General features: G+C 74.0%; 17 protein-coding genes, 1 tRNA gene, 1 pseudogene and 1 riboswitch. Of the genes and pseudogenes, 4 read left to right on the top strand and 15 right to left on the bottom strand.

Translation table 11 applies throughout. The features are described from left to right. Positions 1 to 6: 6 nt before the first annotated feature. Positions 7 to 537 carry a VOC family protein gene (locus tag AB0P03_RS08495; protein WP_363628103.1) on the bottom strand — a complete coding sequence of 177 codons (531 nt, stop codon included), beginning with the start codon at positions 535 to 537 and terminating at the stop codon, positions 7 to 9. 203 nt (positions 538 to 740) lie between these two features. On the opposite strand from AB0P03_RS08495, the gene AB0P03_RS08490 reads away from it, so the two are divergent. Beyond that, the gene (locus AB0P03_RS08490; protein WP_350881144.1) at positions 741 to 1,301 is read left to right on the top strand and encodes an Lrp/AsnC family transcriptional regulator; all 561 of its coding nucleotides are present in this window, start codon (positions 741 to 743) and stop codon (positions 1,299 to 1,301) included. A 32-nt stretch (positions 1,302 to 1,333) separates the two neighbouring features. Here AB0P03_RS08490 and AB0P03_RS08485 read toward each other — a convergent pair whose 3' ends face one another. From AB0P03_RS08485 to AB0P03_RS08475, 3 genes are all read right to left on the bottom strand, one after another. Next, entirely contained in the window at positions 1,334 to 2,140 is an 807-nt protein-coding gene (locus AB0P03_RS08485) for a S16 family serine protease (RefSeq protein ID WP_363620104.1), read from the bottom strand. A 35-nt stretch (positions 2,141 to 2,175) separates the two neighbouring features. Continuing rightward, complete coding sequence (locus AB0P03_RS08480) at positions 2,176 to 2,826, bottom strand: helix-turn-helix domain-containing protein (RefSeq protein WP_350881140.1); 651 nt, start codon at positions 2,824 to 2,826, stop codon at positions 2,176 to 2,178. 458 nt (positions 2,827 to 3,284) lie between these two features. Beyond that, positions 3,285 to 5,117 carry a DEAD/DEAH box helicase gene (locus tag AB0P03_RS08475; RefSeq protein ID WP_363587210.1) on the bottom strand — a complete coding sequence of 611 codons (1,833 nt, stop codon included), beginning with the start codon at positions 5,115 to 5,117 and terminating at the stop codon, positions 3,285 to 3,287. A gap of 310 nt (positions 5,118 to 5,427) precedes the next feature. On the opposite strand from AB0P03_RS08475, the gene AB0P03_RS08470 reads away from it, so the two are divergent. Further along, on the top strand, positions 5,428 to 5,868 hold the full coding sequence (locus AB0P03_RS08470) for an SsgA family sporulation/cell division regulator (RefSeq protein WP_350881138.1): 441 nt from the start codon (positions 5,428 to 5,430) through the stop codon (positions 5,866 to 5,868). Between the two features lie 74 nt (positions 5,869 to 5,942). On the opposite strand, the gene AB0P03_RS08465 is transcribed toward AB0P03_RS08470, so the two are convergent. The 3 genes from AB0P03_RS08465 to AB0P03_RS08455 are packed head-to-tail and all read right to left on the bottom strand — an operon-like array spanning position 5,943 to position 10,437. Continuing rightward, entirely contained in the window at positions 5,943 to 8,483 is a 2,541-nt protein-coding gene (locus AB0P03_RS08465) for a phosphatidylglycerol lysyltransferase domain-containing protein (protein ID WP_363628102.1), read from the bottom strand. Further along, complete coding sequence (locus tag AB0P03_RS08460; protein ID WP_363628101.1) at positions 8,480 to 9,796, bottom strand: alpha/beta hydrolase-fold protein; 1,317 nt, start codon at positions 9,794 to 9,796, stop codon at positions 8,480 to 8,482. The genes AB0P03_RS08465 and AB0P03_RS08460 overlap by 4 nt, the downstream gene beginning before the upstream one ends. Beyond that, on the bottom strand, positions 9,793 to 10,437 hold the full coding sequence (locus AB0P03_RS08455; protein ID WP_363587202.1) for a class F sortase: 645 nt from the start codon (positions 10,435 to 10,437) through the stop codon (positions 9,793 to 9,795). The genes AB0P03_RS08460 and AB0P03_RS08455 overlap by 4 nt, the downstream gene beginning before the upstream one ends. A 404-nt stretch (positions 10,438 to 10,841) precedes the next feature. Between AB0P03_RS08455 and AB0P03_RS08450 the strand changes: the two genes are divergently transcribed. Continuing rightward, positions 10,842 to 12,128, top strand: a complete 1,287-nt coding sequence (locus AB0P03_RS08450; protein WP_363628100.1) for a hypothetical protein — start codon at positions 10,842 to 10,844, stop codon at positions 12,126 to 12,128. Between the two features lie 3 nt (positions 12,129 to 12,131). Here the strand turns inward: AB0P03_RS08450 and AB0P03_RS08445 are convergent, their stop codons facing one another. Beyond that, entirely contained in the window at positions 12,132 to 13,589 is a 1,458-nt protein-coding gene (locus AB0P03_RS08445) for an MFS transporter (RefSeq protein ID WP_363587204.1), read from the bottom strand. Positions 13,590 to 13,705: 116 nt separating this feature from the next. Continuing rightward, positions 13,706 to 14,020, bottom strand: a complete 315-nt coding sequence (locus AB0P03_RS08440; protein WP_350881126.1) for an SMR family transporter — start codon at positions 14,018 to 14,020, stop codon at positions 13,706 to 13,708. Between the two features lie 43 nt (positions 14,021 to 14,063). After that, positions 14,064 to 14,130, bottom strand: a riboswitch (guanidine-III (ykkC-III) riboswitch). 85 nt (positions 14,131 to 14,215) lie between these two features. Between AB0P03_RS08440 and AB0P03_RS08435 the strand changes: the two genes are divergently transcribed. Then, positions 14,216 to 14,287 (top strand) — tRNA-Cys (locus tag AB0P03_RS08435). A gap of 96 nt (positions 14,288 to 14,383) precedes the next feature. On the opposite strand, the gene AB0P03_RS08430 is transcribed toward AB0P03_RS08435, so the two are convergent. The 6 genes and pseudogenes from AB0P03_RS08430 to AB0P03_RS08405 form a co-directional block, all read right to left on the bottom strand. Further along, positions 14,384 to 16,711 (bottom strand): xanthine dehydrogenase family protein molybdopterin-binding subunit, encoded by a 2,328-nt coding sequence (locus tag AB0P03_RS08430; protein WP_079135849.1) that lies wholly within the window; start codon positions 16,709 to 16,711, stop codon positions 14,384 to 14,386. Positions 16,712 to 17,346: 635 nt separating this feature from the next. Further along, a pseudogene (locus tag AB0P03_RS08425) lies at positions 17,347 to 17,793 on the bottom strand ((2Fe-2S)-binding protein); the annotation flags it as partial. A gap of 77 nt (positions 17,794 to 17,870) precedes the next feature. After that, entirely contained in the window at positions 17,871 to 18,737 is an 867-nt protein-coding gene (locus AB0P03_RS08420; protein ID WP_363587211.1) for an FAD binding domain-containing protein, read from the bottom strand. Positions 18,738 to 19,047: 310 nt separating this feature from the next. After that, a complete protein-coding gene (locus AB0P03_RS08415; RefSeq protein ID WP_363628099.1) occupies positions 19,048 to 20,658 on the bottom strand; it encodes a beta-N-acetylhexosaminidase in 1,611 nt (536 codons plus the stop codon). 129 nt (positions 20,659 to 20,787) lie between these two features. Beyond that, a complete protein-coding gene (locus AB0P03_RS08410) occupies positions 20,788 to 21,072 on the bottom strand; it encodes a DUF3039 domain-containing protein (protein ID WP_063349181.1) in 285 nt (94 codons plus the stop codon). Between the two features lie 61 nt (positions 21,073 to 21,133). Then, on the bottom strand, positions 21,134 to 21,718 hold the full coding sequence (locus tag AB0P03_RS08405) for a YqgE/AlgH family protein (RefSeq protein ID WP_063349180.1): 585 nt from the start codon (positions 21,716 to 21,718) through the stop codon (positions 21,134 to 21,136). Between the last annotated feature and the right edge of the window lie 123 nt (positions 21,719 to 21,841).

Here is a 21,841-nt window from a genome sequence, read left to right as displayed (position 1 = left end):
CCCCCCTCACCAGGTCTCGAACGGCAGGTACCCCGGCAGGTACGGCCCGGCGTAGCCGGACCGGTCGACCAGGGTGTGCCTGGTCCCGCCCGGCACCCCGATCGTCGCGAGCACCGCCGTGCCGAAGCGGTCCCGCGCCTCGTACGGCTCGGCCAGCGACAGGGCGCCCCGGTCCACCGCGTAGTCGTAGGCGTAGAAGACGTCCGGCACGCTCACCGCGAGGTCCAGCACCCCGTCCCCGTGCCGGGCCAGGTGCGCGGCCAGCTCCCGGCCGCGCGGGCCGATCACCTGGACCAGCGAGGTGAGCACGATCCTGGTCCCGGGCGCGTCCAGCACGTACGAGACCGTCTCCGGCTCCCCGGTCTCCGGCCCGGCGTACGCGGTACAGCGCAGTCCGAGCGCGGCGGTGTAGCGGCGGGCGGCCCGCTCGGCGTCGCCGACCGCGAAGACCACCGCGTCGGCGCGGCCCATCGGGAGGGGGTCGGACTGTCCGGCTCCTGCGGCGAGCAGGACGGGTTCGGCGGCGGTGTCGGTCATGACGGCCCTCCCGGTAGGCGTGCGGACCACGGCGGGTGCGACCGTGCGCCGGTGTGGGGCCCGGCGCACGGCGTTGTGGCTGGAGGGTGGCGCCGAGCCGACCGGCGCGCAACTGTTCCGTTTCCTCCTGGTCAAGCTGTGCGTCGGGGCGGGAGAATCGGCGGCGCCGCTGTACAGAATGCCCACCGGAGGACGGAGCCGCGATGCCCCCCGCCCAGTCCCCGAGCTCCCCCGGCTCGCCCAACTCCCCCGCCCCGCCGGGCGCTTCGGCCGCCCCCGGGACGGGCGGCGGGAACGACTCGATCGACGCGCTGGACGGCCGGCTGATCCGGCTGCTCGCCGAGGAGCCCCGGATCGGGGTGCTGGAGTGCTCGCGCCGGCTCCAGGTCGCCCGGGGCACCGTGCAGGCCCGGCTGGACCGGTTGCAGGCCAAGGGGGTGATCGGCGGCTTCGGCCCGGAGGTCGACCCGGCGGCGCTCGGCTACCCGGTGACGGCCTTCGCCACCCTGGAGATCTCCCAGGGCCAGGGCGCCGACGTCCGGACGCACCTGGCGAACGTGCCGGAGGTGCTGGAACTGCACACCATCACCGGGGCCGGGGACATGATGGTGCGGATCGTGGCCCGCTCCAACGCCGATCTGCAACGGGTGATCGACCGGGTGGTGGGCTTCGACGGGATCGTCCGCTCGGCGACCGCGATCGCGCTGGAGAACCCGGTGCCGTACCGCATCCTGCCGCTGGTGGACCAGGCCGCTGCCGAGTAGGGCCCGCGCGACGGCAGAGGCCTCCGCCCCCGTCAGCAGCTGGGGACGCCGCCGCCGCTCTTCAGCGCCTCCAGCGCCGAGACCGCCTCGCCGAGCGTGCCGACCGGTACCAGGCGCAGCGTCTTGGGCGTGTTGACCTTGGCGTCCGTGCACTCGTCCTTGGGCAGCAGGAACACCGTCGCGCCGTCCCGGGCGGCCGCCTGGGTCTTGAGCGGGACGCCGCCGACCGCGCCGACGACGCCCTGGTCGTCGATGGTGCCGGTGCCCGCGATCGTGAGCCCGCCGGTGAGGTCGCCGCCCTTGCCGTCGCCGGCGAGCTTGTCGATGATGCCCAGCGCCAGCATCTGCCCGGCGCTCGGGCCGCCGACGTCACCCAGGTCGACCTTCACCTTGACCTGGTCCGGCGAGAGGTGGAGGTAGCCGAGCGCGGCGGCGGTGGCGCTGTTCTGCGACTCGGCCATCTGCTGGGCGGTCTGCTCCTCGGCCTTGGCCGGGTTGCCCGGCGGGTAGACCGTGTCGGTCGGGCGCACCGCCTCGTCCTGGTCGAACCAGGCCTGGAGCGCGCGCCAGAAGGTGGTCTTCTCCCCCGGGTTGGTGGCCGAGATGGTGACCATCCGCAGCTCGCCCTCGGTGGTGCGCAGCGGCGCCCCGGTCACGGTGAGGACCGGCTTGTCCTTGTACGTGCCGAGGGTGTCCGCGGTCAGGCCCGGCCAGGTCAGCGTGTACGGCAGCGGGACGAAGGCGGCCACGCCGAACAGCGCGGCGACCAGCACCCCGCAGAGCGTGAGCGCGCGGGTCCGCGGGGAGGTGAGGGCCTTGGGCAGCTTGGTGTCGGACACAAGGGGAATCCAAACACACCGGGGCCCGTGCCGGCCTACCGCAGCGCGTCGGCCACCTCGGTCGCCGCCTCCACCACCCGGGGGCCGACCCGCTCGGGGACCAGCCCGTTCAGCATCACCACGCCGACGCTGCCCTCGATGCCGCTCAGTCCGATCAGCGCGGCGGCCGCGCCGCAGGCCCCGGACTGCTCCTCCGCACGGGTGATGACGAAACCCTGCTCCGGCCGGCGCTGGCTGGGGAAGGTGCGCGCCTCCAGGATGGCCCGGCCGGCCGCGCTCTCGCCGAGCGGGTGGCGCAGCCCGGTGCGGTAGGCGACGTGGAAGTCGGTCCAGCTCGGCTCGACCACGGCGACGGCCAGCGCCTCGTTGCCGTCCACCAGGGTGAGGTGGGCGGTGGCGCCGAGGTCCTCGGCCAGGCTGCGCAGGGCCGGCAGCGCGGCCTCGCGCAGCAGCGGGTGCACCCGGTGGGCCAGGCGCAGGACGCCCAGGCCGACCCGGGCGCGGCCGCCGATGTCCCGGCGGACCAGGCCGTGCTGTTCCAGGGTGGCCAGCAGCCGGTAGACGACGGTGCGGTTGACGGCCAGTCGGGCGGCCAGCTCGGTGACGGTGAGCCCGCGCTCGGAGTCGGCGAGGAGTTTGAGGACCCGGACTCCACGGTCCAGGGTCTGGGAGGTCTCGGCAGTCACGACGGGCATCCTTTCCGCGGCGCTCGCGGGGCAGGCGGCGCCGGACCGGGTTCGGTGTCGCGCGCAGGTGGGGTGGCCGCGCTCGGACCGCTCGCGGTGTCGTCCTTGACGTGCGTGCGGTCCTGCGGCGCCCGTCCTGTGGGGGTTGCCCGGTGGAAGAGCGTGGGGGAAAGGTAGTGAAGGAAATGTCGCGACGGAAGTGGTTGTCCAAAATTCGGGCGTGATCGACTTCAACAGCGCGACGGAACCGGGACAAATGCCCGCATTTCTCCGGGCCCGCCGGCGCGCGGGTCCGGCCGCGCTCCGGAGTCCGGACACGCGGGAACGGAGCGGCCGGCCCGCGGCCGCGCGCCGTGCCGTTCCCGCGCCTGATTCCGCGGCTGACTCCAAGCCCGTTTCCGAGCCCGTTCCCGAACCCGCCTGCCCGGCCCGCCTGCCCGCCTGCCCGCCTGCCGCGGCTACTTCGCCCACTCGCGGATCTTGGCGATCCGCGCCTTCAGCTGGTTGGCCGTGGCCTGCGCGGTCAGCGGGCCGCCGCACTGGCGGCGCAGCTCGTTGTGGACGGTGCCGTGCGGCTGGTCGGTGCGGTGGTGCCAGGCGGCCACCAGCGCGTTCAGCTCCTTGCGCAGCTCCCGGAGTTCCTGGTGGGTGACGACCGGCCGCTGCTCGGCCGGCAGCTCCAGCAGGTCGGCCTCCTCGGCGGGCTTGCCCTTGCTGCGCTGGATCTGCCGGTGCTGGCGCTTCTGCAGCAGCATCTGCACCTGGTCCGGCTCCAGCAGGCCCGGGATGCCGAGGTAGTCGTCCTCCTCCTCGCTCCCCGGGTGGGCCTGCATGCCGAACTCCATGGAGTTGTACAGCACCCGGTCGAAGACCGCGTCGGAGCCGATCGCCTCGTAGGAGAACTCGTCGCCGCCCGCGCCGTCCGGCCCGTCGTTGGCCCGCTCGGCCTCGGCGAGCAGCCGGTCCTCCTCGTCGAAGAGGCCCTCGCCCTCCTTCTTCGGCCGGTCCAGCACGTGGTCGCGCTGGACCTCCATCTCGTTGGCGAAGCCGAGCAGCGTCGGGATGGTGGGCAGGAACACCGAGGCGGTCTCGCCGCGCTTGCGGGCTCGCACGAAGCGGCCGACGGCCTGGGCGAAGAACAGCGGGGTGGAGATCGAGGTGGCGTACACCCCGACGCACAGCCGGGGCACGTCGACGCCTTCGGACACCATCCGGACCGCGACCATCCAGCGCGAGTCCCCGGCCGCGTAGTCGGAGATCCGCTGGGAGGCCTCGGTCTCGTCGGAGAGCACCACGGTGGCCTTCTCGCCGGAGATCTCGCGCAGGATCTTGGCGTAGGCGCGCGCGGTGTTCTGGTCGGTGGCGATGACCAGCCCGCCGGCGTCCGGGATCGCCTTGCGGACCTCGGACAGCCGCCGGTCGGCGGCCTGCAACACGGACGGGATCCACTCGCCCTGCGGGGCCAGCGCGGTGCGCCAGGCCTGGGCGATCAGGTCCTTGGTCATCGGCTCGCCGAGCCGGGCCTCCAGCTCGTCACCGGACTTGGTGCGCCAGCGCATGTTGCCGCTGTAGCTGAGGAAGATCACCGGGCGGACGACGTGGTCGGCGAGCGCGTGCCCGTAGCCGTAGGTGTAGTCGGCGACGGACTTGCGGATGCCGTCGCCGCCGGCCTCGTACTGGACGAACGGGATCGGGTTGGTGTCGGAGCGGAACGGCGTCCCGGTCAGCGCCAGCCGGCGGGTGGCCGGCTCGAAGGCCTCGAAGCAGGCCTCGCCCCAGGACTTGGAGTCGCCGGCGTGGTGGATCTCGTCCATGATCACGAGGGTCTTGCGCGCCTCGGTCCGGTTGCGGTGCAGCATCGGGTTGACCCCGACGCCCGCGTAGGTGACCACGATGCCGTGGTAGTCCCGGGAGAGCGGGCCGGAGGAGTAGGCCGGGTCGAGCCGGATGCCTATCCGCGCGGCGGCCTCGGCCCACTGCTTCTTCAGGTGCTCGGTCGGCGCGATGACGGTCACCTGCTGCACCAGGTGGTTGTGCAGCAGGTACGAGGCCAGGGTGAGCGCGAAGGTGGTCTTACCGGCGCCCGGGGTGGCGACCGCGAGGAAGTCGCGCGGCTGCGTCTCGATGTACCTGTCCAGCGCGCCCTGCTGCCAGGCCCGCAGCTTGCCCGCGGTGCCCCAGGGGGCGCGGCCGGGGAAGGCCGGCGAGAGGTGGTGCGAGGCGGCGGACGCGGCGGGTCCGGCGCCCCGGGCGGGCGCCTGCGGCTCCGGCACGTCGGAGAACAGCGGCATCGAGGAGGCGGCGGCAGTACTCACGGTCTCCGAGGGGGGATCATCGCAGGTCAGGGGCGGTTTCTCAGCCCCGCCCCGCGGAAGGGCGGCGATCGGACAACCCGCCCAGCGTACCGGCCCGGCGCCGTCGGGGCGGCCAGGCGAGGCTCCGCGCCGGGCCCGGGCGGCCGGAAATCGACGTGACCCGGATCACATCCGATCGATTCCGAAACCGAGTAATCACGGCCGGTCCCGGGACTCTCACCAGGGTGAGGCCGCCCCAACCCTCCCCCTTGTCGACCGGCCTCACACCGACCCGAAGGGACTCGCCGTGCACACCGCCGCCGAAGAGACCGTCCAGGCCCGTCTGATCCTCTCGCTCCACCGCTCCGTCCGGCTGCGGGTGCTCCTGAGCTACCTGCCGGAGGACCCGCTCGCCGTCCGGATGGCCTTCCCCGCCGAGTTCTCGCTGGACGAACCGGCGGACGGCGGCGCGGGCTCGGACGGCGCCGACGACATCGTCTGGGTCTTCGCCCGCCAGCTGCTCTCGGCCGGCCTGGAGCTGCCGGCCGGCGTCGGCGACGTCCACGTCCGGCCCGCGGTCGGCCGGCGCACCATGGTCGAGCTGCGGGCGCCGGAGGGCACCGCGCTGCTCCAGTTCGACACCACCGACCTGCGCCGCTTCCTGTGGCGCAGCCGGCTGCTCGTCCCCGAGGGCGAGGAGCACCTGCACCTGGACGCCGACCGCGCGCTCGCCGAGCTGCTCGGCTGAGCGGCGCGCGGGGCCGGCGTCCGGGGGCGTCAGCGCGCTTCCGGCCGTCACCCGGGTCCGGGGCCCAGGGCGCCTCAGCCCGACAGCCTGCGCATCAGCCGGACGCCCTGCGCCGGCGTCAGGTGCGGCAGGTACGCCTTGCCGATCGCCCTGGTGATGCTCGGCAGCGCGGCGGGGTCGGGGTAGGCCATGTACATCGGCCGGTACTCCGGCTGGAACTTCGCCTTGAACGCGAGCAGCGAGCGGAAGCCGTACACCGGCTCCAGCACCCGTCCCATCCAGTCCAGCATCCGCTGCAGGCCGGAGGGCTCCTCGTCCTGCCCGGAGCGGGCCAGCGGCGCGCCGGACAGCGACAGGAAGCGCGCGCCCTCCTCCTTGAAGCCCAGCGCGGCCGAGGCGATCAGGAACTCGTTGACGCCGCGGAAGCCGTCCGAGCGCCGGCGCATGAAGTCCAGTGTCCAGCCGACCGGCACGCCGTTCTCGTACACCGGCATCCAGCTGGTCAGCCCGTGCACGACACGCTGCTCGTCCACCGCGATCAGCACCCGCACGTCCGGGTCGTCCAGCTCCTCCAGTCCGCCGAGCGTGAAGCCCATCTCGGGCAGGCCCTTCTCGGAGACCCACTCCTCGGAGATCGCCCGGATCTGGTCCCGCAGCGCGCGCGGCGCCTCGTGGTGGGACCACCACTCGGCGGTGATGCCCTGCTTGCCGGCCTTGTTCAGCGCGGTCCGGATGTCCTGCCACTTGCGGCCGGTGAAGGCCAGCTCGGGCAGCGCCACCACGGTGTCCTCGGCGACCTGCACCGAGCGCCAGCCGAGCTGCGCGGCGGCCTCCCGGGTCTGCGGGGAGACGCTGTAGAAGCACGGGGTCCAGCCGCGCTGGTCGCAGAACCGGGCGAACCCGGCCACCGCCCGGGCCCGGGCCTCCGGCGCGCCGAACGGGTCGCCGGTGGTCAGCGCCACCGTGTTGTGCACCCGGTAGGCGACGGCCGCCCGGCCCTCCTCGTCGAACCAGTAGTGGTTGCCGTCCCAGGTGGTGATGAAGGACAGCGTCCCGCCGCCGTACGCGGTGAGCAGCGCCCTGGCCCGGGCGGCCGCCTCCGCGTCGGTGTGCAGCACCGGCCGGCGGAAGGCCAGCAGCAACGCGGTCAGCGCGACCACCCAGAAGGCCAGCCCGCAGTACGTCTCCAGGAACAGCGCCACCGGGCCGACCGCGATCGGGTAGTCCGGCAGCAGGTCGTTGTAGGCGGGCGGCAGGAACTGCGCGGGCAGCCCGTGCAGCAGCCGGCGGATGTTCGCCCCCGGCTCGAACTGGTCGGCCGCGAGGCGCCCGAGCCCCACGTACGCGACCGAGGCCGCCAGGGCGGCGCCGCCGAGCAGCGCGCCCAGCCGCAGCACCGCCCGGCCGGCCAGCCGCAGCCGGAAGCGCTGCCGGGTGGCCAGCAGCAGGCCGAGGGTGAGCAGCGGCAGCAGCAGCGCCTCGACGAAGTACTGGACCACGTCGCCGCTGACCGGGCCGGAGTCGAGGTACAGCCAGCCCAGCAACGCCGCCCAGAGCAGCTCGGTGGCGACGGTGATCCGCCAGGCGAGCCGCAGCCCCCGGCGCAGCCCCTCGGCCAGGACCAGCAGCAGCGCCGGGAACAGCGCGGCCATCAGCCGGCCCGGGGTGTCGAAGATCCGCTCGACGGCGTGCGCGCGGGCGCAGTCGTGCGCCGACAGCGCGCAGAAGTCGGCCACCTCCTCCGGGCTGAGCCGGTGCGAGAAGTACAGCTCGGAGAAGGTGTTGAACGGCCCGCTGGCGTTGTCGTACAGCGAGGCGATCAGCGGGCCGAGGGCGGCGGCGACCAGGCAGAGCGCCACCAGCACCCGGGTCTCGGAGTGCGAGGAGCGGTGGGTGCGCAGGTGCAGCCCGCCCCGGGCGAGCAGCGCGCCGGCGCCCAGCCCGACGAGCGCGGCGGCGCACCGCTGGACGCTCTGCAGGTGGCCCACGTACAGCGTCATGACCAGCGGGGCGAGCAGCACCAGCAGGTGCAGCCGGCGGCGCCAGAGCACGGTGAGCCGGTAGCCGAGCACCCCGGCCAGCGCGAACAGGCCGACGCCGGGGCCGACCGAGGTCTGGTCGGCCACCGAGACGGTCCACTGCTCGCCGACCCGGGAGCCGACCGCGATCAGCCCGGTGCCGAGCAGGGTGCCCGCCAGCTGCCCGCCGACCAGCACCGCGAGCGTGCGCAGCCACCCGAGCCGGTGCTCGGCGGCCGGGCCGACCAGGACCAGCAGCAGGCTGGTGAACACGTACGAGCCCAGGCCGGAGCACCAGAACAGCGAGGTGAACGGCGTCCACCAGTGGCCCTCGGCGAGCGTGGGCACGCCGGCCCCGACCCGGTCGAGCAGTCGCTCGGACGGCCCGTGGGCCAGGCTGCCGGTGGCCGCGCCGAGCGCCCAGAGCCCGGCCAGCAGCACCAGGGTGAGCGGCGCCGAGCGCAGCCACACGCCGAACGTCCGGGTCGCCCGCCAGGCCCGCTGCGGGCGCGGCTCCGGCGTCCCGGCGACCGGCGCGCGGTCCGACGGCCACTCCTGCTCCTTGGCCGGCGCGGGGGCCGCGGGGAGCCGGATCACCGGATCAGCCCGGTCTGCTGGGAGAGCCAGGCCAGGTTCTGTTCGAAGGCCTGGCGGAACACCACCCAGCTGTGCCAGCCGGGGATGGTCTGGTAGCCGACCTTCATTCCGGCCGCCTGTGCCGCCGCATAGGCCTTCTCCTGCATGGGTCGGAAGTCCGGGTCGTTGGCGCCGACCACGAACATGCCTGCGGTGTCGGGGAACTTCTGCCGGGCCATGACGTGCACCGGGTCGACGGCGTCGAACGCGGCCTCGTCGCCGCCGAAGGCCTTGTCGACGGTCTCGCCGCGGTCGCCCAGGGTCGGCTCGTCCTGGCCGGAGATGTCCAGGAAGGTGCCGTAGACCCCGGGCGCGTTGACGGCCAGCTGGAGCGAGCAGGTGCCGCCGAGCGAGAGCCCGCCGATGGCGAAGGCGCCCCGGCCGGTGGCGGTCTGCAGGTTGTGGTGGATCCAGTCCGGGACGTCGGTGGCCAGGTAGGTGTGCGCCTTGGCGATCCGGGAGTCCATGCAGAGCGTGTTGGTGAACGGGCTGCCGGTGGGGTCGGCGACCACCACGATCGGGGCGAGGCCCTGGTGGTCGGCGGCGAAGGCGTCCAGGGTCTCCTGGATGGCCCCGGAGGTGATCCAGTCCACCGGGGCGCCGGGCTGGCCGGGCAGCAGCACCACGACGGGCAGCAGCGGCCGGGGATTGGCCTGGTAGGCGGGCGGCAGGTAGACGTACCCGTCGCGGGCCGTGAAGCCGGACTTGGTGCCGGGGATGGTCACGGTGGAGAGGGTGCCCTTCGCGGGCAGGCCGGGCGGCGCGTGCCAGAGCTCCTCGACGGGCTTGCCGGGCGTGGCGGCGACGGTGCTGGCCACCTTGCCCGTGGTGAGCGCCTGGACCCCGGGCACCAGCATGGCCCGGGCGGTCGGGTACTGGTCGAAGCCCCGGTTGACCTGCGAGGCGGCCATCAGCAGCACCAGGACGGCGGCGCCGGTCGCCAGCAGCCGGCGGCGGACGGCGAGCAGCGGCGCGCGGAAGCAGACCAGGGATATCGCGAACAGCGCGACGGCTATCCAGCGCAGGACGAAGTCCGGTGTGCCCTCCGGGAAGGGGTGCCACCAGCCGTCGACGCCGAGCTTCACCAGGGCGGTGAGCGTTCCGGCCAGCATCAGGGCGCCGAAGAGGCGCGGGGCCCGCCAGCGTTCGTGGCGGGAGAACGCGAGCAGGACCAGCGACCCCCAGCCCGCGGCGAGCACGGCGTACGGGATCGGGCCGTGGGTGAGCGGCCAGTCGATCGGGTTCCAACGGGTGGCGAGGGTCAGCGTGGTCATGCGGCTTTGCCCGGCCGGGTGGTGTCGGCCAGGAAGCCGTAGGCGACGACGTTGCCCTCGTAGCCGTGCTCGGCGCTGTACGCGCCGCCGCAGGTGATGACCCGCAGCTGAGCGTCGGCGGCCTGGCGGTAGACCCGGTCGTCCGGGAAGTCCTTTCGGTCGTGCACTTCGATGGCGTACAGCTGGTAGACGGCGACGGCGCCGTCCGCGCGGGCGATCTCGATCCGGTCTCCGCGCCGGAGCGCCCCCAGGTTGTAGAAGACGGCCGGGCCGGCCTTGTTGTCGACGTGCCCGGCCAGGATGGCGGTGCCGCGCTGCCCGGGGCTGGCTCCGCCGCGGTACCAGCCCGCCAGGTTGCGGTCCGCCTCGGGCGGGGCCTGGAGGTGGCCGTCGGGGTCGAGCCCGAGCGCGGTGACCGGGGCGTCCAGCCGGACGGCCGGGATGCGGATGCGGATGGGGTCGGAGGGGCCCAGCGGCGGGACGACGGAGACCGGGGCGAAGCCGGACAGCGTCTGCGTGCTGCCGGGGGCGGGCGGCAGCGCGCCCTGCCCGCCGTCGTGCAGCAGCCAGGCGCCGAGCACCAGCGCGGCACCGGCCGCCAGGGTGCCCGGCCACGGGCTCCTGCTCTGCTGGACGCCCACGGGCGCTCCCCTCTACCGACGGATTCCCGATCCTGGGAGTTTCCTGGGAAACAATTCAATCGGATCGGACCTTAAAGCACGTCCACACGATGGGCGTAATGACACCCCCCGATCGGCAGGGCAACCGCCCGAATCCGTGCGCCCAGTGGGCATCCGGTGACGGAACGCGACGGCCGTTTCCCAGGGGAAGGCGCCACCGGAACGCCTCGGTACGAGCTTCGACGGCGCGGGGGGTCGGTCCGGTTGCGTCAATCGGGCGATCGATGACGACCGCCAGTGGCGCCTGGCCGACCGATCGAGCCCAGCTGCCATGCTGACCCGGTCACGGGTTCTATCACCCCACTTGTCCGACCGGATTTCCGCACGCCTGTACGCCTGCCGAACGCCTCATGAACGGAGTGACCATGGCCGCTCTCTCCCGCCGCACCCTGCTGGCCGCCGGTGCGGCCTCCGCCGCCACCCTGGCGACCGGCTGCGGAAGCAACAGCGCCGACAAGCCGATGATCGGTTCGGCCGTTCCCCCCACCGGCGCGGCCGTCGACCAGAGTTCGGACCCCACCGACGCCACCGAGCAGCAGGCCGTCCTGATCGGCGACGGCTCCACCTCCGACACCGGGGCCCAGCCCCACCAGCCCACCCCCGAGCGGCTCAAGGCCGGCGAACGGCCGCCGCAGTTCGTGGTCTTCTCCTGGGACGGCGCCGGCGAACTCGACAACGGACTGTTCGCCCGCTTCCGCCGGCTGGCGCAGGAGCACAACGCCTCGATGACCTTCTTCCTCAGCGGCCTCTACCTGCTGCCCGAGTCCAAGAAGGACCTCTACCGCCCCCCGCAGCACAAGGTCGGCGCCTCCGAGATCGGCTACCTCACCGACCAGCACATCCACGACACCCTGGAGAACGTGCACGCGGCCTGGCTGGAGGGCCACGAGATCGGCACCCACTTCAACGGCCACTTCTGCGGCGCCACCGGCGTCGGCAAGTGGTCCCCGGAGGAGTGGGACAGCGAGATCCAGCAGGCCATGGACTTCGTGACGAACTGGCGCACCAACACCGGCTTCACCGACCTGCCGGCCCTGCCCTTCGACTACCGCAGGGAGCTGATCGGCAGCCGCACCCCCTGCCTGGAGGGCCAGCGCAACCTGCTGCCCACCGCGGTCAAGCGCGGCTGGCGCTACGACAGCAGCGGCAACGGCACCCAGGTGTGGCCGCAGAAGATCCAGGGCGGTGCGCTCTGGGACCTCCCGCTGCAGTCCATCCCCTTCCCCGGGCACACCTTCCAGGTGCTGTCGATGGACTACAACATCATGTACAACCAGTGCGGCCCCAACACCAAGGCCGACCCGGCGCTCTACCCGGGCTTCCAGGCCCAGGCCCGCGACTCCTACCTGCTGGGATTCGACCGCACCTACAACGGCAACCGGGCGCCGTACGTCATCGGCAACCACTTCGAGGAGTGGAACGGCGGCATCTACATGAACGCCGTCGAGGACGTGCTCCGGACGATCGCGGACAAGCCGGAGGTCCGGCTGGTCTCGTTCCGCCAACTGGTGGACTGGCTGGACGCCCAGGACCCGGCGGTGCTGCGCAAGCTCCAGGGCCTCGCCCCGGGTCAGGCGCCGACCGGCGGCTGGGAGGCCTTCCTCGGCACCCCCGGGGCACCGCCGGTGCCCTCCGCCGCCGCTGCCGGCTGACCCTCAGGACCTGGCCCGGACCCGGCCGGCGAGCAGCGCCCCCAGCAGCGCCACGCCGGCCATGGCCAGCAGGATCACCGCGAAGGCCCCGGGCGAGCCGGCGGCCCCGGGCGAGGCTGTGGCCCCGGCGCCCTCGTGGGCGGCGGCGAGCGAGCCGCCGCCCAGCACCGCGAACATCACCCCCGCCAGGCCCGTCAGCAGGACGTTGCCCAGCGCGTCGCTCATCTGCAGGGCCGCCGAGTTCACCCCGGCGTCCTCCGGCGCGGAGAGCTTCATCATCAGCACGCTGACGCTCGCGACCGTCAGTCCCATCCCGATGCCGCCGACGCCCCAGGCCACCGCCGCCACCCAGGCCGGCACCGCCGGGACCAGCACCAGCGCGGCGCCCGCGATCGCCACCGCGGTCAGCACGAACCCGCCCCGGATCATCGCCTCGCGGTAGCGCTCGGCTCCCGGCCGCCCCTGCAGCCAGGAGCCCAGCGCCCAGGTGAGCCCGCCGCTGGTCAGGGTGAGCCCCGACATCGTCGGCGAGAGGCCGCGCTCGGTGGTCATCATCAGCGGGACGAAGGCCTCGGCCCCGAGGAACGCCCCGGCCGCCAGTCCGCGCAGCAGGATCACCGCCGGCAGCCCCCGCCCTGCCCGCAGGGTCCGCTCGGGCAACAGCCCCAGGACGGCCGGCACCAGCAGCGCCGCCCCGACGATCCCGGGGAGCAGCCCGATCAGGTCGTGCCGCCCGCCCGCGTACTGCAGCAGGCCGGCACCGAGCGCCGCCATCGCGGCCAGCAGGGTGCGCCGGCGGTCGAAGTCCGAGCCCCTGGCCACCGGGTGCTCCCGCTCGGAGCGGGTCAGCGCGGGGCCCATCACGGCCAGCGGCAGCAGGATCAGCACCGGCACGGCCAGGAACACCCAGCGCCAGCCGAGGTGCTGGGTGATCGCGCCGGAGACCAGCGGCCCGATGATCGAGGGCAGCACCCAGGCCGAGGAGAAGGCCGCGAACACCGCCGGCCGCAGCCGCTCCGGGTAGGCCCGGCCGACCACCACGTACAGCGCGACGATCACCAGCCCGCCGCCCAGGCCCTGGATCGCCCGCCCGGCCACGAACACCCACATGCCCGGCGCCGTCCCGGCCACCACCAGGCCCACACCGAACACCGCGATGCCGGTGAACAGCGGCTGCATCGGCCCGCGCCGGTCGCACCACTGCCCGGAGACCACCAGCGCGAACAGCGTGGTGGTGAAGTAGCCGGAGAAGGCGAAGGCGTACAGCCCGATGCCGTTCAGCTGGCGGGCCGCCGTCGGCATCGCGGTGTTGACGGCGGTCGCCTCGAAGGCGATCACCAGGACCACCGACACGATCCCCAGCGTCAGAGCGCGGTAGCGGCCGCTGAGGACCCCGCCACCTGGGTCGAGTTCGGAGGGTATCGAGGCGGAGTCGACCGAGGTGGGGGAGGCAGTGGTCATACGTAACATCGTAAGGGCCGTCTGCCTTCATGACCCCTGACCCGAGTCGGTGACCAGCTAGGTCGCTGGGCCTAGGACCGGGGTCGGGGGAAGGGCGGGCGAAGCTCAGGCGGCGGTCAGTGGAGCACCTTCAGGCCGACCACGCCGGAGACGATGAGCAGCAGGCAGCCGATCCGGGCCGCCGTCACCGCGTCCCCCAGGACGGCCATGCCGTAGAGCGCGGTGCCGACCGCACCGATGCCGACCCAGACCGCGTAGCCGGTGCCGATCGGAATGGTGCGCATCGCGTACGCCAGCCCGCCCATGCTCAGCAGCAGGGCCACACCGAAGACGAGGCTGGGGGTGAGCCGGGAAAAGCCCTTGGACGACTCCAGGGCCACCGCCCACACGGTCTCCAGGACACCCGAGATGATCAGAACGAGCCATGCCATGACGGCCTACCTCCGCAGTCCACAGCGGCCGGATTGCCGCTGAACTGCGCCGTCTTGTCGTCACCGGGTACGACGCGCTCGTCCGGGGCGGCCGGGCAACCGACCACCTGGTTCCGACCGTAGCACAAGCCGCCATACAGAATTTACATTCCGCCGTTGACGGCCCCCCGCGCATTCCGCCACTATGAATTCACTGGCCGTGTGCCCGAGTGGCTTAGGGAACCGTCTGCAAAGCGGTGTACACGGGTTCGATTCCCGTCATGGCCTCGCCGGAAATGGAATTGCCGGTCGACATTCCGTCGACCGGCAATTCCTGTTTCCGGTATTTCCGGGGCGGTCGGCCGAAGCCGCCGCCCCCGCCCGTCAGACCGCGACCGCGTCCTCCGGCCGGATCGGCAGCCGGCCGACCGGCAGGCCGGTGGCCGCCCGGACGGCGGCGGCCACGGCCGCCGGGGCGACCACCGCGGGGGCGGCGCTGACCGCCTTGGCCCCGAAGGTGGCGACCACGTCCCGCTCCTCCAGCAGGGCGGCGATGCGCACCTGCGGGGTGTCCAGCGCGGTGGGCAGCCGGTAGCCGGTGAGCGAGGGGTTCAGCAGCACGCCGCCCTCGGTGCGCAGGTCCTCCAGCAGCGCCAGGCCGACGCCCTGGGCCACGCCCGCCTCGATCCGGTCCTCGATCTGCCGCGGGTTCAGCGCCCGGCCGACGTCCTGGGCGACCGTCATCTCGACCACCCGGACGGCGCCCAGCTCGATGTCCACGTCCACCACCGCGCGCATCGCGCAGAACGCGATCGACACGAAGGCGTCGCCCTGCCCGGACTCGTCCAGCGGCTCGGTGGGGTGCGGGCGGCACTGGGCCGTCGCCCAGAGCTCCTTGCCCTCCAGCGCCTCGGCGACCGGCATGCCGAGCACCCCGTCGTACGAGGTGATCTTGCCGTCGGCGATCTGCAGCAGTTCCACCGACATCCCGAAGTTGGCGGCGATCGGCTGGAGCAGCTGGTGGCGGACCATCAGCGCGGCGCGCTCGACGGCGCCGCCGGAGACCCAGGTGTGCCGGCCACGGGCGGAGGGACCGGCGATGGACTGGTCGCTGTCGGCCGGCGCGATGTACACCTCGCTGACGCCCAGCACGGTCTGCACGATCTGCCGGGCCAGCGTGGCGAAGCCCTGTCCGGAGTCGACGGCCGCGCAGATCACCGTGGCGTGGTCGCCGCTGACCCGCACGGTGGCGGTGGAGACCTCGTCCTCGCCCTCGGCGCCGAGCATGTGCACCATGCCGACGGCGTAGCCGATCCCGCGCCGCACCGCCGCCGGGTCGCCGGCCCCACCGGGCCCGCCCGGCAGCAGCCACTCGGCGTCCGGGTCGTCCACCGGCAGGGCCGGCAGCGGCTCGGCCGCGACGGCCTCCAGCAGCGCGCCGACCGGCGCCGGGCAGGTGACGGCCTGTCCGGTGGGCATCGGGTCGCCGGTGGCCATCGCGTTGCGGCGGCGGATCTCCACCGGGTCCACGCCGATCCGGGCGGCCAGCTGGTCCAGCTGCGACTCGTAGGCGAAGCAGGCCTGCAACGCGCCCTCGCCGCGCATCCGCCCGGCCGGCGGGTTGTTGGTGCGCACCGCCCAGGCGTCCACGAAGACGTTCGGGCAGACGTACGGGCCGACCGAGAACGCGGTGGCGGCGGCCAGCGCCTCGGCGGAGACGTCCGCGTACGCGCCGCCGTCCAGCAGGATCTGCGCCTCGACCTTCACCAGGGTGCCCTCGGCGTCGGCGTGGTGGCGGTAGCGCAGCAGCGCGGGGTGGCGCGAGGGGTGGGTGTGGAAGGACTCCTCGCGGGTGAGGGTCATCTTCACCGGGCGGCCGGTGCGCAGCGCCAGCAGCGCCAGGGTGACCTGGAAGGAGAGGTCCTCGCGGTCGGTGGTGGCCCCGGGCACGCCGGTGACCACCAGCCGGACCCGGTCGGGCTCCAGGCCGAGGCAGGCGGCGGTGCGGTCGCGGTCGCCGTGCGGGTCGGTGGAGGACAGGTGCAGTTCGACGCCGCCGTCCGGGCGCGGCACGGCCAGCCCGGCCTCGGCCCCGAGCGGGGCCGGGTCCTGACGGCCGACCTGGTAGAGGCCCTCGATGATGATCTCGCCGGCCGCGTCCGGGTCCCCGGTGCGCAGCGGCAGGTGGCGGAACAGGTTGCCGTCCGGGTGCAGCGACGGGGCGGTGAAGGCCTGCTCGGGGTCGGTGACGGCCTCCAGCGGCTCGTAGTCGACCGCGATCAGACCGACCGCCAGCCGGGCGGTGTCCGGGTGGTCGGCGGCCACCGCGGCGATCGGCTCGCCGTGGTGGCGCACCACGCCCGCGGCCAGCACCGGCCGGTCGGCGACGATCGGCCCGGCCGGGGCGCCGTCCGGGGTTCCGTCCGGGCCGGGCGGCAGGTCGGCGGCGGTGACCACGGCGTGCACGCCGGGCAGCGCGAGCGCGGCCGCGGTGTCGATGCCCCTGATCCGGGCGTGCGGGTGCGGCGAGCGCAGCACCGCGCCCCAGAGCAGCCCCTCGGCCCACAGGTCGGCCGCGTACGGGTAGATGCCGAGCGCCTTGGGCAGCGCGTCGCTGCGCAGCGGTGAGCTGCCCAGGCCGAACGGCTCCGGTGCGCCGCCCTCGCCGCCGTCCTGCTGGAGTGCTGCGCCGATGTCGGTAGGCGACGTCATGATGCGTGGTCGTCCTCGGGGAGCCGGATGCCGTGGGCGGGGGTGGCGCCGTACGGGACGCCGGCCGGGGCGGTGCCGCCGGCCGGAGCGCCGTGCGGGGGCGTGGCGACGTACGGCGTGCCGTGCGGGGGCGTGCCGTCGAAGGCGGCCCCGGGCAGCGGCGTGCCGTGCGCGGGGGTGGGTTCGTAGACCGGGGCGTCGTACCCGGCGTCGTAGCCGTTCTGCTGCGGGTAGCCGCCGGGCACGTAGGTCCCGTGGGCGGGGGTGCCCTGGTACGGCTGCTCGGGGTAGCCCTGGGGCGGGTAGTACACCTGGTCGTCGGTGGTCTGGGCGGGGATGCCCTGGACCGGCGTCAGGACGGCGGTGTCGTACACGCCGGTGTCGTAGCCGCCCTGGCCGTCGCCGTACGGCTGGTCGGTGCCGGCCGGGGGCTGCTCGGCGGGCGGCTGCGGGACGTGCTCGATCCAGGCGTCGGAGTCGGCGTAGACCGGCGGTTCGGCGGCCGGCTCCGGTCCGGCGGCCGCTTCCCCGGCGGGCTGTTCGGCGGGCTGTCCCGCGACCGGGGCGGCGGCCTGGGCGGCGGCCGGAGAGGCCGCCTCCTCCGTCTCCTCGGCGTCCTCGGCGCGCGCGTCGGCGATGCTCTGGACGGCGGCCAGCACGCCGCGGTAGCCGGTGCAGCGGCAGAGGTTGCCGCAGAGCGCCTGGCGGGCCTCGACCTCGGTCGGGCGGTGGTTGCGCTGGAGCAGGTCGTGCACCGCCATCGCCATGCCGGGGGTGCAGTAGCCGCACTGCACCGCGCCGGACTCGGCCAGCGCCTGCTGGACGTCGCTCGCGCCGCCGGCGGCCGACAGGCCCTCGACGGTGTTGATCTCGCTGTCGGCGGCCAGCGCGGCGGGCACCAGGCAGCCGGCCACCAGCTGGCCGTCCACCTGCACCGAGCAGGCCCCGCACTCGCCCTGCTCGCAGCCGTCCTTGGCACCGGCCAGGCCGAGCCGCTCGCGCAGCACGTAGAGCAGGCTCTCGCCGATCCAGGCGTCGGTGACGGGCCGTTCGAAACCGTTGACCCGCAAGGTGTACGAGGCGCACGGGCGCAGCTCGCGGCTGACCTGCGGGGTGAGGCCGAGCGGGTCGGCGTCGAGGGTCTCGATGGGGTCTGTGGTCACTTCAGCGCCCTTCCCAGTGCCCGTCGGGCCAGCACCGATACGGTACGCCGCAGCCGAACGGCGGCCGCGCTCGGCCCCTCGGTCACGGCCTCCCAGGCGCCTTCGGCGCCGTAGCTGTCGGGGACGCAGGCGGTGGCCACGTACTCGCCGAAGGCGGCGGTCGCGGCCGGGTCGATCTCCCGGCTGCCGTCCCAGTCGATGCAGCCGGCGACCCAGGCCTCGGCCTCCAGCGGGCGCAGCGGCACCGGTGCGACGGCGCCGACCGCGCAGCGCACGGCGCGCCGGGCGGGGTCGAGGACCAGCGCGACGGAGGCGGTGGCGCGGGCCGGGCCGCTGCGGCCGGTGGCCTTGAGGAAGACCTGCGGGGCGTGCAGCAGCGGGACGCGCACCCAGGTGAGGAGTTCGCCGGGGCGCACCGGGTCGAGGCCGGTGAGCAGGTGACTGACCGGCACCTCGCGGCTGGCGCCGGCCCGGGCGAGGGTGACGCTGGCCTCCAGGGCGGTGAGCACCGGGAGGGTGTCGCCGGCCGGGGCGGCGGTGACGATGTTGCCGCCGAGGGTGCCGACGTTGCGGACCTGCGGCGGGCCGGCGGTGCGGGCGGCGTCCGCGAGCGCGGGGATGAGCGCGGCGAAGTCGGGGCGGTCCATCCGGGCGTGGGTGAGTCCGGCGCCGAGGACGGCGGTGCCGCCGTCCTCGTAGCGCCAGCCGCGCAGTTCGGTGATCCGGCCGAGGCCGACCAGGGCGGCGGGGCGTAGCCGTCCGGCGTTGACGGCTTCCATCAGGTCGGTGGCTCCGGCCACCGGTACCGCGGCCGGGGTGGCGGCCAGCGCGTCGACGGCCTCGTCGAGGGAGGCCGGCAGCATGATCGTCCGGTTCACCTGGGTCCCACCGTGCTCCACTTGCTCATCGATCGGCTGCCGCCCGCGGCCTTCGGCCGTGGTGTCCGCGTCAGCAGCCCGGCCTGGCCCGTAGGGTACGGGCGATCGGGCCGGGTTGGGCAACTCTGGCACACAATGCTCGATGATCATTTCGGGGCAGGTGAACGGGACTGCCCGATTGGGACGGATACCGGGCGGTATCTGCCCCGGCCCGAACCGGACCAGGGCAGATGTTCATCTGTTCTTGACGTCAGATGACCACTCAGAAGTTCCCGCCGGGACGAGTCCGTCGCGCTCAGCGCACCGGCGGCGGGCCCTCGATCGGCCGGCCGGCCACCCCGGGCCAGCGCTGCCAGGGGTGCGGGCCGTCCGCCGGGCGGTACTCCACGCCGAGCGCGTCCAGCACCTTCAGGTGCGCCTCCAGCCGGTGCTGGAAGCCGGCGTAGTCGCGCTCGGCCGGATCGGTGGGCAGGTCGGACCAGGCGACCTCGGAGAAGGCCACCAACCGGGGGAAGGCCCGGTAGTCGATGTCCCGGGCGCTGTCCATGAACTCGCTCCACAGGTTGGCCTGGGTGCCGATCACGTGCCGGGCGGCGGTCTCGTCCAGCTGCCCGGGCACCGGCTCGAAGCGGTACACGTCCTCCAGCGTGCGCACGAAGCCGACCGGGATCGGCTCGTCCGGGCCGTCGGCCTGCCGGTGGTCGAAGTAGACGTGCTGCTCGGGGCACATCACCACGTCGTGCCCGGCCTTGGCCGCGGCGATCCCGCCACCGAACCCGCGCCAGGAGGAGACGGCGGCGCCCGGGGCGAGCCCGCCCTCCAGGATCTCGTCCCAGCCGATCAGCCGGCGGCCGCGCTCGGCCAGCCAGCGGTCGAAGTGCCGGATCACGAAGCTCTGCAGCTCGTCCTCGTTGGCCAGGCCGAGCTCGCGGATCCGCGCCTGGGCGGCCGCGCTGTCCTTCCACTGCTCCTTGGGGCACTCGTCGCCGCCGAGGTGGATGAACTCGGACGGGAAGAGTTCCAGGACCTCCTCCAGCACGCCCTCGAAGAAGCGCAGGGTGTCCTCGGAGGCGTTGAGCACGTTGTGGCTGACGCCCCAGTCCGTCCAGACGCCGAGCGCCGCGGTGTCCACCACGTCGGTGTTGCCCAGCTCGGGGTAGGCCGCGACGGCGGCCTGGGTGTGCCCGGGCAGGTCGACCTCCGGGACGACGGTGACCCCGCGCGCGGCCGCGTAGGCGACGATCTCGCGCAGGTCGTCCTGGGTGTAGTAGCCGCCGTGCGGGCGGTCGTCGCGGCGCTGGCCGACCCGGTAGCCGACCATCGAGCGGTCCCGCCAGGCGCCGCGCTCGGTCAGGCCGGGGTAGCGCTTGATCTCCACCCGCCAGCCCTGGTCGTCGGTCAGGTGCAGGTGCAGCACGTTGAGCTTGTGCGCGGCCAGCAGGTCGACGAAGCGCAGCACGTCCGACTTGGGCAGGAAGTGCCGGGCGACGTCGAGCAGCGCACCGCGCCAGCCGAACCGCGGGGCGTCCTCGATGTCCGCACCGGGCAGCACCCAGCCGGTGCCGCGCAGCGGGGAACGGCGGAAGGCGTCCGGGCCGAGCAGCTGCCGCAGGGTCTGCGCCCCCCACAGCGCACCGGCCGGCCCGCCCGCGGCTATCAGGGCGTGGCCGGGGCGCACCGTGATCCGGTACGCCTCGGCGGCCAGCGCGTCGTCCTGGACCAGTTCGATGCCCGCGCCCGGCCGGCCCGGGCCGAGCGGCAGCCCGGTGGCCGCGGACAGCGCGGTGCGCAGCCACCGCTCGGCGTCGGCCAGCCCGGGCGGCGCGGTCAGCGTGGTGGCGTCGTCGAGGGGGAAGTCCTCGTCCGGGCGGCGGACGGCACTCGAAGGCACGGGAATGAGGTCCATTCCGACATCCTGCCCCCGCCCCGGACGACTGGCATAGACCACTTCGGAAACGCGGCACTATGCAAAACGGCGCTGTGCACAACCACACCGTGCACAACGGCGCCGGGCACCGGCCCGCGGCGGTCGGTGCTACTTGCCGCCGTTGTTGTCGTCGCCGCCCTGCGGCTTGCCGATGCCGTCGTAGATCTCCTTGCACATCGGGCAGACCGGGTACTTCTTCGGGTCGCGCCCGGGCACCCAGACCTTGCCGCAGAGCGCCACCACGGGCGAGCCGGAGAGCGCGCTCTCCATGATCTTGTCCTTCTGGACGTAGTGCGCGAAGCGCTCGTGGTCGCCGTCCCCGTGGGACACCTGGGGGACTGGCTCGACCAGGGTGCCGGTGCCGAGGCCGCGCTCGGGCTCAAGAGTGCTCATAGGTGCCAAGTCTATGGGCGCCCCGCGAAACCCGGCCAGTATCGCGACGGCGGCCCGTACGTCAGTTCAGCGTCGGGTCGTCCGGATAGGTCGCGAGCAGCGCCAGCGGGCCGCGCTGGCGGCGCAGCACCGAGCGCCACAGCCGCTCCGGTTCCGGGCTGGAGATGTCCCCCGGCTCGCAGTCCACCAGGTACCAGGCGCCGCTCCCCAGCTCCGTCTCCAGCTGGCCCGGCGACCAGCCGGCGTACCCGGCGAAGATCCGCAGCGCGCCCAGCTCGCCGGCCAGCACCTCGGGCGGCGCCTCCAGGTCCACCAGGCCGATCGCGCCGTGCACCCGCCGCCAGCCGAGCGGCTCGCCGGTGCCCGGCTCCCCCGGCGCCACGGCGAGGCCGAGCGCCGAGTCCAGCGCCACCGGTCCGCCCTGGAACACCACGGCGGGCTGCCCGACCAGCCGCCCCCAGCCGTCCAGCACGCTGCCCACCTCGACCGGCGTCGGCCGGTTGAGGACCACGCCGAGCGCCCCCTCGACGTCGTGGTCGAGGAGCAGCACCACCGCCCGGGCGAAGTTCGGGTCGGTGAGCAGGGGCGTCGCGACGAGCAGACGGCCGGTGTGGGACCGTCCTGCGTGCGAGTGGGCCGCCGTCATGCCCACATGATCCCGCAGAACGGCCGGGGTCGGACACCTCAACGATCGAAACCCCGCCACGCCGGACAAACACCCGAACGGCCCCTCCGGCGGGCGGGAGCGAGCCCGGAGAGAGGACCATCA

The organism is Kitasatospora sp. NPDC088779 (genome assembly GCF_040685395.1).
Taxonomy (GTDB): domain Bacteria; phylum Actinomycetota; class Actinomycetes; order Streptomycetales; family Streptomycetaceae; genus Kitasatospora.
This window is presented reverse-complemented; position numbering and strand designations above follow the sequence as displayed.

What these genes read in the sequence shown, in the direction of transcription:
- AB0P03_RS08495 (WP_363628103.1), bottom strand. Translation starts at nt 537, where the DNA reads ATGACCGACACCGCCGCCGAACCCGTCCTGCTCGCCGCAGGAGCCGGA.
- AB0P03_RS08490 (WP_350881144.1), top strand. Translation starts at nt 741, where the DNA reads ATGCCCCCCGCCCAGTCCCCGAGCTCCCCCGGCTCGCCCAACTCCCCC.
- AB0P03_RS08475 (WP_363587210.1), bottom strand. Translation starts at nt 5,117, where the DNA reads ATGCCGCTGTTCTCCGACGTGCCGGAGCCGCAGGCGCCCGCCCGGGGC.
- AB0P03_RS08460 (WP_363628101.1), bottom strand. Translation starts at nt 9,796, where the DNA reads ATGACCACGCTGACCCTCGCCACCCGTTGGAACCCGATCGACTGGCCG.
- AB0P03_RS08450 (WP_363628100.1), top strand. Translation starts at nt 10,842, where the DNA reads ATGGCCGCTCTCTCCCGCCGCACCCTGCTGGCCGCCGGTGCGGCCTCC.
- AB0P03_RS08445 (WP_363587204.1), bottom strand. Translation starts at nt 13,589, where the DNA reads ATGACCACTGCCTCCCCCACCTCGGTCGACTCCGCCTCGATACCCTCC.
- AB0P03_RS08440 (WP_350881126.1), bottom strand. Translation starts at nt 14,020, where the DNA reads ATGGCATGGCTCGTTCTGATCATCTCGGGTGTCCTGGAGACCGTGTGG.
- AB0P03_RS08430 (WP_079135849.1), bottom strand. Translation starts at nt 16,711, where the DNA reads ATGACGTCGCCTACCGACATCGGCGCAGCACTCCAGCAGGACGGCGGC.
- AB0P03_RS08420 (WP_363587211.1), bottom strand. Translation starts at nt 18,737, where the DNA reads ATGCTGCCGGCCTCCCTCGACGAGGCCGTCGACGCGCTGGCCGCCACC.
- AB0P03_RS08415 (WP_363628099.1), bottom strand. Translation starts at nt 20,658, where the DNA reads ATGGACCTCATTCCCGTGCCTTCGAGTGCCGTCCGCCGCCCGGACGAG.
- AB0P03_RS08410 (WP_063349181.1), bottom strand. Translation starts at nt 21,072, where the DNA reads ATGAGCACTCTTGAGCCCGAGCGCGGCCTCGGCACCGGCACCCTGGTC.
- AB0P03_RS08405 (WP_063349180.1), bottom strand. Translation starts at nt 21,718, where the DNA reads ATGACGGCGGCCCACTCGCACGCAGGACGGTCCCACACCGGCCGTCTG.